Source organism: Bartonella rochalimae ATCC BAA-1498 (assembly GCF_000706645.1).
Lineage (GTDB): Bacteria > Pseudomonadota > Alphaproteobacteria > Rhizobiales > Rhizobiaceae > Bartonella > Bartonella rochalimae.
The window spans coordinates 792,356-805,600 of record NZ_KL407337.1 but is presented as its reverse complement, the minus strand read 5'-3'; the positions used below and the strand labels follow the sequence as shown (position 1 = coordinate 805,600).

General features: G+C 34.2%; 10 protein-coding genes. 6 read left to right on the top strand and 4 right to left on the bottom strand.

The window, feature by feature from the left end:
• Positions 1 to 23: 23 nt before the first annotated feature.
• Both hrcA and grpE read left to right on the top strand, forming a co-directional pair.
• Positions 24 to 1,094 (top strand): heat-inducible transcriptional repressor HrcA, encoded by a 1,071-nt coding sequence (gene hrcA / locus O99_RS03475; protein ID WP_035006361.1) that lies wholly within the window; start codon positions 24 to 26, stop codon positions 1,092 to 1,094.
• Between the two features lie 120 nt (positions 1,095 to 1,214).
• The gene (grpE, locus tag O99_RS03470; RefSeq protein ID WP_035006359.1) at positions 1,215 to 1,877 is read left to right on the top strand and encodes a nucleotide exchange factor GrpE; all 663 of its coding nucleotides are present in this window, start codon (positions 1,215 to 1,217) and stop codon (positions 1,875 to 1,877) included.
• Positions 1,878 to 2,272: 395 nt separating this feature from the next.
• Here grpE and O99_RS03465 read toward each other — a convergent pair whose 3' ends face one another.
• From O99_RS03465 to O99_RS03455, 3 genes are all read right to left on the bottom strand, one after another.
• Entirely contained in the window at positions 2,273 to 4,045 is a 1,773-nt protein-coding gene (locus O99_RS03465) for a sensor histidine kinase (RefSeq protein WP_035006358.1), read from the bottom strand.
• Between the two features lie 39 nt (positions 4,046 to 4,084).
• On the bottom strand, positions 4,085 to 4,807 hold the full coding sequence (locus O99_RS03460) for a response regulator transcription factor (RefSeq protein ID WP_035006357.1): 723 nt from the start codon (positions 4,805 to 4,807) through the stop codon (positions 4,085 to 4,087).
• Positions 4,808 to 5,357: 550 nt separating this feature from the next.
• On the bottom strand, positions 5,358 to 5,894 hold the full coding sequence (locus O99_RS03455; RefSeq protein ID WP_035006355.1) for a copper chaperone PCu(A)C: 537 nt from the start codon (positions 5,892 to 5,894) through the stop codon (positions 5,358 to 5,360).
• 714 nt (positions 5,895 to 6,608) lie between these two features.
• On the opposite strand from O99_RS03455, the gene dnaK reads away from it, so the two are divergent.
• The 4 genes from dnaK (at position 6,609) to O99_RS03430 (ending at position 11,869) form a co-directional block, all read left to right on the top strand.
• A complete protein-coding gene (gene dnaK / locus O99_RS03445; RefSeq protein ID WP_035006353.1) occupies positions 6,609 to 8,498 on the top strand; it encodes a molecular chaperone DnaK in 1,890 nt (629 codons plus the stop codon).
• A gap of 155 nt (positions 8,499 to 8,653) precedes the next feature.
• Positions 8,654 to 9,781, top strand: coding sequence for a molecular chaperone DnaJ (gene dnaJ / locus O99_RS03440; protein ID WP_035006747.1), 1,128 nt, complete (start codon positions 8,654 to 8,656; stop codon positions 9,779 to 9,781).
• Positions 9,782 to 10,016: 235 nt separating this feature from the next.
• Positions 10,017 to 10,922, top strand: coding sequence for an acetylglutamate kinase (gene argB / locus O99_RS03435; RefSeq protein ID WP_035006352.1), 906 nt, complete (start codon positions 10,017 to 10,019; stop codon positions 10,920 to 10,922).
• A 23-nt stretch (positions 10,923 to 10,945) separates the two neighbouring features.
• The gene (locus O99_RS03430) at positions 10,946 to 11,869 is read left to right on the top strand and encodes a DMT family transporter (protein WP_235692211.1); all 924 of its coding nucleotides are present in this window, start codon (positions 10,946 to 10,948) and stop codon (positions 11,867 to 11,869) included.
• A 186-nt stretch (positions 11,870 to 12,055) separates the two neighbouring features.
• Here the strand turns inward: O99_RS03430 and O99_RS03425 are convergent, their stop codons facing one another.
• Entirely contained in the window at positions 12,056 to 12,700 is a 645-nt protein-coding gene (locus tag O99_RS03425) for a BID domain-containing T4SS effector (protein WP_268870284.1), read from the bottom strand.
• Positions 12,701 to 13,245: the final 545 nt, after the last annotated feature.

Here is a 13,245-nt window from a genome sequence, read left to right as displayed (position 1 = left end):
TTTAAAATAGTGAAACAGTTGTGATGAAGAAAATATCCCTTGATGACTCCTTAAAAAATCTTGATAAGCGTTCACGTGATATTTTTTGTCATATTGTTGAGGCTTATCTTAATGATGGTGAACCGGTGGGCTCACGTAATCTTTCGCGCCTTTTACAACAAACGTTATCACCTGCAACAATTCGCAATGTAATGAGTGATCTTGAGCATCTTGGTTTAATTTATGCGCCGCATGTGTCTGCAGGGAGAATGCCAACACAATCAGGTTTGCGATTTTTTGTTGATGCATTTATGGAAGTAGGTGATTTACCAACCGAGGAACGTGAAAACATTGAAAATAAAGTTAAAGAAGTTGGTAATGCACAATCAGTTGAACATTTTTTAATTCAAGCAAGTCAAATTCTTTCGGATCTTTCACGAGGAGCAGGATTGGTTCTCGCAACGAAACAGGAAGGTACACTGAAACATATCGAGTTTGTACGTCTTGATAGAGAACACGCTCTTGCAATTTTAGTGACACAAAAAGGCGATGTTGAGAATCGTATTATTCAGTTACCAGAAGGTGTGACTCATGCACAATTGACAGAAGCAACAAATTTTCTCAATGCTCATATACAGGGATGTACACTTAATGAAGCAAAAGCAGAAGTTGCACGTTTATGCTCAGAGACACGAGCTGCTCTTCATCAATTGTCTCAACATCTTGTTGAAACTGGTTTAGCTCTCTGGGGAGGAGAAGATTCAGATAATAAAATACATCTTATTGTTCGGGGGCGGGGCAACTTACTTGAAGATGTGAAGGCAGGAGAAGATTTAGGGCGGCTGAGATATTTGTTTGATGACCTTGAAACACGTGAAAGCATGGCGCAGTTACTTGATTTAGCAGATGAAGGATCAGGAGTGCGTATTTTTATTGGTTCAGAAAATAAATTATTTTCACTTTCTGGTTCTTCTTTAGTGGTAGCCCCTTATTGTGATACACAGAAAAGAGTCATTGGTGCTGTAGGTGTTATTGGACCAACACGTCTTAATTATGCAAGGATTGTCCCTATGGTTGATTATACAGCTCAACTTGTATCACAATTATTACGTTAGCATAGTTGAATGTTGTCTTAGGAGCGATCATTGTGCTAACCGATAAATAAAAAGCTCTTGATTTTTGTTTGAAAAATTTCGATATCAGGAGTATAAATTATATGAAGGAATAGAATTTTTATGTTTGATGAAAAGAACAAATTTGCTGATGCTTCATTTGAAAATTGCGATTTGAAGAATCCAATTGATTGTGATGTACTTAAACAAGATTCTGATGAGTTTTTAAAGATACATGAGGGAGAAAGTGACCCAAATGCTGAGGTAGAGGAAATTCAGTCTGCTGACCCTTTGGTTATTTTGCAGGATGAAAATAAGCAGCTAAAAGATCAAATTTTACGTCTTGCAGCAGATATGGAAAATCTTCGACGTCGAACAGCTCGTGATGTAGCTGATGCTAAAGCATATTCAATTGCTAATTTTGCTCGTGATATGTTGTCTGTTTCTGACGATTTGCATCGCGCATTGGCAGCAATTCCAAAAGATGCAGGTGAGAATAATTCCGGTTTGAAAACATTAGTGGAAGGTGTTGAAATGACCGAGCGTGCAATGATGACAGCTTTAGAGCGTCATGGGGTCAAAAAAATTGATCCAGAAGGACAAAAATTTGATCCTCATTTTCATCAAGCAATGTTTGAAATTCCCAATGCTGATGTGCCAGAAAATACTGTTCAACAAGTTGTTCAAGCAGGTTATATTATTGGTGAACGTGTCTTACGCCCGGCAATAGTTGGCGTAACTAAGGGGGCAGTAAAAGAAGTTTCTGTTGAATCTGAAACGGTGTAAATATATTGGAAAAAAATTTTATCGTGAAATGCCAATTTTTAAATCTACATTCGTACAAAGTATTGCATTGAATGGTTTAAAACTATTCCGATTTTGAAGATATAAAACAATTCAATTATTTTGTAGAGCCTTTTATGCAAAAAATTATACTTGAGATTCAAGATATAAAAACGATGAGATTATTTGAGAAAGTTCTTAGGTTTTCAATTAATTGAGATCTGCAGCTATTAGTTGTATTATAAAGAATTTAAACTCTTTCACTTATTTCTTAATTTTCAATTTAAAAATATCTTTGCATATTATTTGATTTTATGAGGATTTATAATTAATTATTCTTGTTTTGTACCTAAATGAGTATAGAAAATTATTATTTTCTTTTTCATTTGAAAGGGAAATTATTTGGTAAGTGGAAGGGTGATAATAAATCGAGCACCAATTTTTTCTTTTTTAGATTTGGGATCAATAATATTTTCAGCCATGAGAGTTCCATTATGAGCTTCAATGATTTGCTGACTAATTGCAAGGCCAAGACCTGAATGTTTCCCAAAAGCATCTTTGCCTGACCGATCAGTATAGAAACGTTCAAAAATACGTTCAATATTTTCTGAACAAATACCTGGTCCATTGTCTTCGACAGTTAAAATGAGATTTGAAGCATTATTTTTCATTGTAATACAAATTTTACCATTTTTACGAGGTACAAAAGAACGTGCATTTTCAATGAGATTGGAAATCACCTGCCCTAAACGTAATTCATGCCCTACAATTAGGTAAGGTTTGCCATTAATTCGTGGAATAATATTCAAATTAATATCAATATTTTGTTTATTACAATGGATTTCACGAATAGCTTGAATAAGGCTTTTTAACAATGAACCCATATCAACTATTTTAGCAGTTTCGCGAACAAGTTCTGCATCTAATCGCGATGCGTCAGAAATATCGGTAATTAAACGATCAAGACGATGCACGTCATGTTGGATGATTTCAAGTAATTGTGTCTGTTGTGCTTTATTTTTAGCCAGTGGTAATGTTTCAACGGCACTGCGCAGCGAGGTAAGAGGATTCTTTAGTTCATGACTTACATCGGCTGCAAAACGTTCAATGGCTTCAATGCGTGTATAAAGAGCGTTGGTCATATCACGAATAGAGGTAGAAAGACGACCAATTTCATCTTCACGTTTTGAAAAATCAGGAATTGTTATTCTCTTACTGCGACCATGACGCACGCGATTAGCGGAGGAAGATAATTTACTTAGTGGATGCGCAATAGTATGAGCTAAAAATAGAGAAAGAACCAAGAAAACACTTCCAACAACGGCAAAGATTTTAAAAATTCCTAATCTTTCACTTTCCACAATATCATCAATGTCTGTACCAATAGTTGAAAGCAAAAGAGCACCAACGACTGCACGATAACGTTGAACAGGTACAGCAACTGAAACAATTAATTGACCTTGCCTGTTACGTCGTTTAGCAGTGGCAGAAGAGCCATTTAATGCTAGATAAACTTCAGGATGAAGAGCTTCATTATCTTTTGCTTGTCTTCTATCAACAGCAATACCGTTGCCATAGAGTGTATTAAAAAACAATGATTTTAAGTGCTCCCATAAATTTTGTTTTGTTTGGATAGGAGGTAAATCATAAGTAAAAACCTCACCACTCGAATAAAGAACACGTGAATCAAGAAGCAAAGTTGCGTCACGGTCATATATCCGTGCTCTTGTTGTTTTTGGTGTAATAAGACGTCGTAAAAGTGGAGCAACTTGTTCGGAATTAATGGGAAAATCCCAAGTATCAGTGGATTGAAGCATTGGTGTAACACTTTCTCCAGCTTGTAATTCCAACAGTTTTTGAGGGTCAATTAAAATAGAGTTTGTGTCTATTGTTGCAGAAGCAGCAATAGCTCCAGCAATAATTTTTCCTTGGGTGCGTAAACTTTCAATTTTTGCTTCAATCAAACCATTACGAAATTGGTTAAGATACAAAATACTTATAACTAGAATACCAAGGGCAGCAAGATTTAAAATCACAATACGGCGTGTGAGACTGGAAAAGAACAATTGTCTCAAAAGTCGCTGTATCTGAAAATACAAATGAAAAAACATAGAAAGCTGTATCGGAGAAGTATTATTTGATGATTTATTTAGTAAAGTATTTTTTCTCATCGAGTTCTTCGGCGTTTAACCTATTGTGGCAAAATGGTTTCATACTTCATGAAAACGGTAACCTACACCATAAAGCGTTTCAATCATTGCAAAATCATTATCTACTTGTTTAAATTTTTTACGCAAACGCTTAATGTGGCTGTCAATGGTACGATCATCTACATAAATTTGATCGTTATAGACAGCATCCATTAAAGCATCACGACTTTTAACAACTCCTGGCCGTTGCGCTAAAGTTTGCAGAATTAAAAACTCTGTAACTGTTAATATAACAGGTTTGTTTTTCCATGTACATATATGGCGTTCTTGGTCCATAACAAGATCACCACGTTTGAGAGAAGAAGCTGGTGTTGTGCCTATCGGAAGTGGTTGGTTGCGAGCATTAGAACGACGCAAAACAGCTTTTACTCGCTCAATAAGAAGACGTTGAGAAAAAGGTTTTGTAATGAAATCATCAGCTCCCATCTTGAGACCAAAAAGTTCATCAATTTCATCGTCTTTAGAGGTTAGAAAAATAACTGGAAGATCAGATTTTTGACGCAAACGGCGCAAAAGCTCCATACCATCCATTCGCGGCATTTTAATATCAAAAATAGCTAAATGTGGAGGGTGAAGTGTTAAGTTTTTAAGTGCAGCTGATCCATCTGTATAACTTTCAACCCGATAACCTTCTGTTTCAAGGGCAAAAGATAAAGATGTTAAAATATTACAATCATCGTCAACCAGTACAATCGTTTGGGTGACGGTTGGAGTATCTTTCATGGTTTCTTAAACCTTTCTCACTATAGAAGCGAACCTTTCATATTATATATATGGGAGTTCACATTTTATTTGCAAAACAAATATGGAACAAATTGTAGCAAAGACAAGAACCTTTTGTTTTGTAGCAAAGGTTATTTTTCTTTACAATTTTGTAATGCTTGTGTGCGTATTAAGATCCCTTTTTTCGATATAAAATTTTTATTAAGATGTTTTTTATCAAATTTTACTCTGTTTCTGCCTAAAAAAACAGAGTAAGTTTATTCAATTTATCTATCTGTTATTTAAAATAATAGTTTATAATAATATCAAAAAAGTGCACTTTTTGCGAAAAAGGAAACAATTTTGAAGGTACATTTGATAAATTTCAACTTGAGATAGAAAAAGGAATATTAAGATTAAAAGAGAGATAATGAATGATTATTTGCAAAGTGTTGTTTTGTTTACAGTGATAAATGAAAGATAATAGGACTTTTTACAAAACTATACATCTTATAAGAAAGTGAAATATTGGAAATTTTAACATAATCAAATTAAATAATTACGAAAAAACTTATTTAGAAGGAAATGTTGCTCCTGTTGTTTTGGCCAAAAAGTCAACTTCGATTATTCCTGCTTTTTCAAAAATTAATTTTGCATTAATTTTTTCATTGTGTTGAAATGGTTTTGAAAGCCCTATAAACATAATATGATTACCGCCAGGTTTAAGGATGATTTCACCCTTTCCTGGAATTTCAATGCCATTTGGTATCTTTTTCATTTGCATAATATTATTAGTTACTGACATAGAATGAATTTCTGTTTCTTTTGCTCTATTTGTCGAAATGGCAATCAACCGGTCAGGAGTATCGCTATGATTAATAATGTAAAGATAACCATTACCCACTTTTGCATTTTTAGCTGTTGTACGTGTCCAAGGGTCAATGATTTCCAAATTACCGAGTTTATATTGGTGGGCGTTTGTAGCTGAGGGACAAGCTATAAAAATAAAAACACACAAGAGATTCAGAATATTATTTTTGTTTAAGTATTTTACAGTGGTGTTATATATAAAGAAATCTTTTATTCTTTTGGTAATAAGAGTCATGATTATTTGGTCCTCTTTTTTATCTTTCTTTTATATAAATGCTTTTTTATTTAGAGCAAGAACTTTATTCAAAATAAAGGAGAGTGTTGTTTGCATTATATTGATTTATGAGAGAGTGAAAAGTATGTACATATTGGTTAAACAACTAAAAATAATTATAAGAGATTATAAAGACAAACGATTTAATTTTATGTTTCTGCAAATTTTAAAAAATGTCTTTAACAATATAATTAAAATAAAAAACGCTTTGTCTCAATATAGATCACATTATAATCAAATATGATTATATATAATAATTTGCGATGAACTATTTTTTGTAACGAATATTTACTTGATATTTTTTATAGCTATGAGAAGAAAAAGAAAAAGCTAAAAACTAATTCTATCCTTGATAATTTTATTATAAATTCATGTTTTTATAAGAGTTGTAAGAGGAATACAGTATTCTATTTAATTTTATGCTGTAAAAATGGTTTTGAAATGAAGGTATTAAGGGTAAATTTTTATTTTAGTGATGTTTCTTTCGTTATTCTCTTGTAGGGATCAAGAGATATTCTTATATACCAAGAAACAAGCTTGTTATGATTCTCAATTTATTATTTGTTTAATTTAAAATTAATGTAAGATATAAAATGTGATAAGGAGCTGTCAAAGAAAAATGCTTGATAAAGATTGCTTGATAAAGATTTAGACAGCTTGCTGAGTGGAGATTAAAATATGGCAAAAGTAATTGGTATTGATTTGGGAACAACTAACTCCTGTGTTTCTGTTATGGATGGCACGAATTCAAAGGTTATTGAAAACTCAGAAGGAGCGCGGACAACACCTTCAGTTGTTGCTTTCACTGATAGTGGAGAACGGCTTGTTGGACAACCTGCTAAACGGCAAGCGGTTACAAATCCTGAAGGGACAGTTTTTGCAGTTAAACGTTTGATTGGGCGTCGTTTTGATGATCCTATGGTTGAAAAAGATAAAGCGCTTGTACCTTACAAAATTGTTAAAGGTGACAATGGCGATGCATGGGTTGAGGAAGCAGGTAAAAAATATTCTCCATCACAAATTTCAGCAATGATTTTGCAAAAGATGAAAGAAACTGCCGAGTCTTATTTGGGTGAAAAGGTTGAGCAAGCTGTCATTACTGTCCCTGCTTACTTTAATGATGCACAGCGCCAAGCTACTAAAGATGCTGGTAAAATTGCTGGGCTTGAGGTTTTACGGATTATCAATGAGCCTACAGCAGCGGCTTTAGCTTATGGTTTAGATAAGAAAGATGGAAAAACAATAGCTGTTTATGATCTTGGTGGTGGTACATTTGATATTTCTGTTCTTGAAATTGGAGATGGTGTTTTTGAAGTTAAATCAACCAACGGAGATACATTCTTAGGTGGTGAAGACTTTGATATGCGCCTAGTTAGTTATTTTGCAGAGGAATTCAAGAAAGAGCAAGGGATTGATCTGAAAAATGATAAACTAGCGTTGCAGCGTTTGAAGGAAGCTGCAGAAAAAGCGAAGATAGAGCTTTCTTCTTCACAACAAACTGAAGTTAATTTACCGTTTATTACAGCTGATCAGTCTGGTCCTAAGCATTTAACGATGAAATTGACACGAGCGAAGTTTGAATCTTTAGTTGAAGATTTAGTCCAGCGAACTATTGAGCCCTGTAAAGCAGCATTAAAAGATGCAGGATTGAGTGCAAGTGAGATTGATGAAGTTGTTTTAGTGGGTGGTATGACCCGTATGCCTAAGATACAGGAAGTTGTACAAAATTTCTTTGGTAAAGATCCACATAAAGGTGTTAATCCTGATGAAGTTGTTGCTATGGGTGCGGCTATTCAAGGGGGGGTGTTGCAAGGTGATGTAAAAGATGTATTGCTTCTAGACGTAACACCTTTGTCTTTAGGTATTGAAACATTGGGTGGAGTATTTACGCGTTTAATTGAACGTAATACCACTATTCCTACTAAAAAGTCGCAAACTTTTTCAACGGCTGATGATAATCAGAATGCTGTGACTATTCGTGTGTTTCAGGGTGAACGTGAAATGGCTAATGATAATAAGTTATTAGCTCAATTTGATCTCGTTGGTATTCCGCCAGCACCACGTGGCGTTCCTCAGATTGAAGTTACTTTTGATATTGATGCGAATGGTATTGTGAATGTTTCTGCTAAGGATAAAGGAACTGGTAAGGAACATCAGATTCGTATTCAAGCATCGGGTGGTTTAAGTGATGCTGATATAGAAAAGATGGTTCAGGATGCAGAAGCACACGCTGCTGAAGATAAAAAACGTCGTGAAAATGTTGAAACTAGAAATCAAGCAGAGTCTCTTGTCCATTCAACTGAGAAGTCATTGAATGAGTATGGTGATAAGTTGTCAGCTGAAGATAAAGGTCAGATTGAAACCGCGATAGCTGATCTGAAAACAGCTCTTGAGAGTAATGATGCTGAAGAAGTCACCACAAAAATGCAAAAATTAGCAGAAGTTAGTATGAAACTTGGGCAGGCTATGTATGAAGATTCGTCAGCTAAGACTAATGCTGAAACAGATACGAAAAATGATGATGTTGTTGATGCTGATTTTGAAGAAATTAATGATAAGAAGAAATAGTTAAAGCAAATGCATTGGTGAATTAATAACCCGGCCTGTGAGATATAAGGCTGGGCTTTATTGTTTAGTTGCAGTTTTTTCTATGTTTTTCAAAAAACTAAATTAAAACAAGTGTTATCTAGAATGGGTAACAAAAAATTTATCGGGAATACATGATGAAGGTTGATTATTATGAAATTCTTGGCGTAACCCGTGGGTGTGATGATAAAAAGCTGAAATCTGCTTTTCGTAAGCTAGCGATGCAGTATCATCCGGATCGTAATGCAGGGGATAAAGAAGCGGAACAGAAATTTAAAGAAATTGTTGAAGCCTATGAAATTCTTAAAGATCCTCAAAAACGAGCGGCTTATGATCGATTTGGTCATGCAGCTTTTGAAAATAATAGCCGCGAAGGATCTCATCCATTTGGTGGTGGATTCGCTGATATTTTCGAAGACTTTTTTGGTGAAATTATGGGAGGTGGGAATCGTAAACGTAGTGATGGCCGTGAACGTGGAGCTGATTTAAGCTATAATATGGAAGTGACATTGGAAGAGGCTTTTACGGGAAAAACTGCGCAGATTAATATTCCAAGTTCTATTGTTTGTGATGCTTGTGAAGGATTAGGTACAAAAAAAGGTTCTAAACCAACAACTTGTGGGACTTGTCATGGAGCTGGGCGCGTACGTGCTGCACAAGGGTTTTTTTCTATTGAACGGACATGTCCAGTTTGTCATGGTCGTGGCGAAATTATTACGGATCCATGTTTAAAGTGTCATGGGACAAGAAGAGTTGAAGAAAATCGTTCATTGCATGTCAATATTCCAGCAGGTATTGAAGATGGTACGCGTATTCGTCTTTCTGGTGAAGGAGATGCAGGTATTGGTGGTGGTTCTGCAGGTGATCTTTATATTTTTCTTTCTATTAAAGCGCATGAATTTTTTCAGAGAGATGGCGCCGATCTTCATTGTCGTGTGCCTATTTCAATGGTTACAGCTGCTTTGGGGGGTGAATTTGAGGTTTCCAGCCTTGATGGTGTTAAAGCGCGGGTTAAAGTTCCTGAGGGTACACAAAATGGGCGTCAATTCCGCTTAAAAGGTAAGGGAATGCCTATGTTACGTCAACAAGCCAAGGGTGATCTTTATATTCACATCACTATTGAAACACCACAAAAATTGACTCAAGAACAACGCGCATTATTACAAGAATTTGATAAGCTTTCAAATCATGAAAATTCACCCCAATCACATGGTTTTTTTGCACGTATGAAGGAGTTTTTTGATAATATTGCTAATCAAAATTAAATAAATTTAGTGTAAAGAAAACCTAAAAAGCTAATGTATAATTTTTAATAACAACTCAAAATTATTAATTATATATTTGATCATTTTAAGTAAGTTATGCTTATTTGTTTTTCATTATTATTTAAGGTGGTTTTGATAAAAATTATTGATTTTCAATGGATTGCATAGTTAAAACTTGTTTTTACTTTTCCGAAACTCCATTAATAAAAGGTAGAAATGATGCGGAGACTCTTTGATGAGTAATATCAAGAAAAATGATGAAAAAGTTTTTGAAAAACAGGCAGCATTTTTATCATCTGCTTTACCTTATATGCAAAAGTATGAAAATGAAACAATTGTTGTGAAGTATGGTGGGAATGCTATGGGCGATCCTGCTTTAGGACAAGCTTTTGCTCGTGATATTGCTTTGTTAAAACAGTCCGGCATTAATCCTATTGTTGTTCATGGTGGAGGTCCTCAAATTGCTGAAATCTTAACTAAAATGGGGGTTGAATCACGATTTGAAGATGGTTTACGTGTAACCGATGAAAAAATTGTTGAAGTCGTTGAAATGGTTTTAGCAGGCTCAATAAATAAGAAAATTGTAGCCCTTATCAATGCTGAGGGTGAATGGGCAATTGGACTTTGTGGTAAAGATGGTAATATGGTTTTTGCTGAAAAGTCTTATAAGACTGTAATTGATCCTGATTCACATATTGAACGTATTGTAGATTTAGGATTTGTTGGTGAACCTGTTGAAGTTGATCGAACATTGCTTGATCTTTTAGCATGTTCTGAAATGATTCCGGTTATTGCTCCTGTTGCTCCAGGACGAGATGGTAAAACTTATAATATTAATGCTGATATTTTTGCTGGAGCAATTGCTGGTGCTGTAAAAGCAAAACGTCTTTTATTTTTAACGGATGTTTCTGGTGTTTTGGATAAAGAAAAGAAACTCTTAAAGGAATTGACCATTTCTAAAGCTAAAAAACTTATCAAAGATGGAACAATTTCAGGAGGTATGATTCCAAAAGTAGAAACTTGTATTAAAGCTATTCAAGAAGGTGTAGAGGGTGTAGTGATTTTGAATGGAAAAACGCCTCATTCTATTTTGCTTGAACTTTTTACTGAACATGGAGCGGGAACGCTCATTGTTTCTTAAGTAATATAGGATGAATTTGAAAGATGAAGCCTTTTATAGCTAGAATGAAACAATCGAGATATCTCCTATTTAGTAAGCAAGAATTGGCATTGTTTTTTGCGACAGTATTGTGGGGTATTACGTTTCTCATTATTCATATTGCGGTACGTTATAGTGGGCCTCTGTTTTTTGTAGGATTTCGTTTTATTGTTGCAACACTTATAACTACAGTGATTTTTTGGCGATCTATAAAAGATATAACTGTTTATGAAATTTTTGCTGGAATGGCTATAGGTTTTGGAATATTTCTTGGTTATACTTTTCAAACGGCAGGGCTTCAGACTGTTATTAGTAGTCAGGCAGCTTTTATTACTGCGATGTATGTTCCGATAGTTCCAATTTTACAATGGATTTTTTTTAGAAAGCTACCCCATTTATGTAGTTGGATTGGTATTGTGTTTGCTTTTGTTGGACTCATACTAATTTCTGGACAAAATTTCAAAGATATTCATTTTTCAAAAGGTGAAATTTTTATTCTGCTGGGAGCTTTGGCAATTGCTGGAGAAATTATACTGATCGGATTTTTTGCAAATAAGGTTGATAGCCGACGTATAACAATTATACAGTTATTTTTTTGTAGCCTCTTTGCATTTTGCTTTATGCCTTTAATGGGTGAAAGTATTCCTGAATTTTCGTGGGTTTGGTTTAATGTAGGTTTGGGATTGGCATTAATGAGTGCGGTTATCCAATTGACTATGAATTGGGCGCAGAAATCTATTTCACCCACTCGGGCAACAGTTATTTATGCTGGTGAGCCTGTATGGGCTGGTATTATTGGGCGTTTGGCTGGGGAGTATTTATCTCCCTCAGCTTTATTGGGTGGTTTGTTTATTATAATAGGGATTGTAGTGGCTGAGTTACGACCTTCACAATGGCGTAAAAAAAATAAAATAACTGAAAAAAAGTAATTAGTCTGTTTTTTTTGTAATATTTAATCTTACCGTGATTATTCTTTAAACATCATACTAAGATTCTGTAGAGTTTACACACCTGAATGTAGCATTAACAATGCTCTATATGGATTAAGATAATTTCAAAATATTTCTATTTATATATATTCACATAAAGAACATATTTTTAGCTTGGTACAATAACTATTTTTCAAGATTCAATACTGGTGTTTTTATTTGTTGGAGTAGTTCTTTAGATTTTTGAGCAACTTTTATGATTGCTACTGCTTTGTCTTCTGAGATGCCAACACTTTTAGCAAATTGTTGATGATTACTTTCCTGGATATTTTTATGCTCGCTTGGTGAAAGACGAGCATTGAGTGCTTTCATAAATTCCTTGAGTTCTTTGCCAATCGAAGAAGATAACTTTTTATCTGATAAAAATTCCTTCCGCTTTTCTTCTGATAAGTTAAGAATGTCTCGTAATGCTGCACTAGGTAGTTTTACCTTTGTTTGACGGCGTTTTTGTTCTAATTGGTGCTCTTGAATTATTGTTGTCTCAACATTTTTTATAGCAGACGCGTAACTGTCAATTGAATTAGCGAGTTTGATAATATGATTTCCAGCTTTTTTACGTGCCAAGTTTTTCATACCAAATATTTCTATACCAGCAAGATTAGCAATAGAATTAGGAGAAGACATAATTTGTGTGGAAAGCTGTTTGCTTACCTTTGGATTATTAGTAATCATCTTGATCTGTTCATTTAATATTTTGGGGTTGCCATAAACAATTTTTGATAAATGCATAATTTGCCTTAGTTTAGCTTGGATACGGGTATATATGAGCACTCTTTATGTTATTTCACTGTATTTTAAATTCGGAATTTATTGATTTAGAATGAAATGTTATTATAAGTTTAGTTACAATCGAAAAAAGACAGCGCATACAACATTTATCTTTTTTTTATTTTTTTGTGTTTGAGCTAAATTTTCATTGCTACTGAATGTGTCGATATTGTCATTATTGATTAAAATGTTATTTTGACTTACTCCTATTTAATCTCATATATACTTTGAAAGTTCTTGAGCTGCTACTATAATAATGTTATTAGAATCTAATAGATGAAGATTTTGTTTATACTTTTTGAATTCCTTCCAATTAGCGGTATTTTCGAGAATAGTGATATCTTTAAAAAGATTATACATAATCTCTATAACGTTAACTTTTGCTGCAACCATACTAACCTCAGAAATAAGCTCATTCATTAAAATTAATAACTCGCGATTATAATCTCCAGCTTAAGCAAGTCTTTCGCCACTTTTCTGTAGCGTACGTGTATTTCGCTCTCAGAAAGCATACGTGGTTTAGGGAGGAGCTAAAGTTTCAGCACGAT

Bases quoted from the DNA above. Each gene is read 5' to 3' on its own strand.
- hrcA (WP_035006361.1), top strand. From the start codon at position 24: ATGAAGAAAATATCCCTTGATGACTCCTTAAAAAATCTTGATAAGCGT.
- grpE (WP_035006359.1), top strand. From the start codon at position 1,215: ATGTTTGATGAAAAGAACAAATTTGCTGATGCTTCATTTGAAAATTGC.
- O99_RS03465 (WP_035006358.1), bottom strand. From the start codon at position 4,045: ATGAGAAAAAATACTTTACTAAATAAATCATCAAATAATACTTCTCCG.
- O99_RS03460 (WP_035006357.1), bottom strand. From the start codon at position 4,807: ATGAAAGATACTCCAACCGTCACCCAAACGATTGTACTGGTTGACGAT.
- dnaK (WP_035006353.1), top strand. From the start codon at position 6,609: ATGGCAAAAGTAATTGGTATTGATTTGGGAACAACTAACTCCTGTGTT.
- dnaJ (WP_035006747.1), top strand. From the start codon at position 8,654: ATGAAGGTTGATTATTATGAAATTCTTGGCGTAACCCGTGGGTGTGAT.
- argB (WP_035006352.1), top strand. From the start codon at position 10,017: ATGAGTAATATCAAGAAAAATGATGAAAAAGTTTTTGAAAAACAGGCA.
- O99_RS03430 (WP_235692211.1), top strand. From the start codon at position 10,946: ATGAAGCCTTTTATAGCTAGAATGAAACAATCGAGATATCTCCTATTT.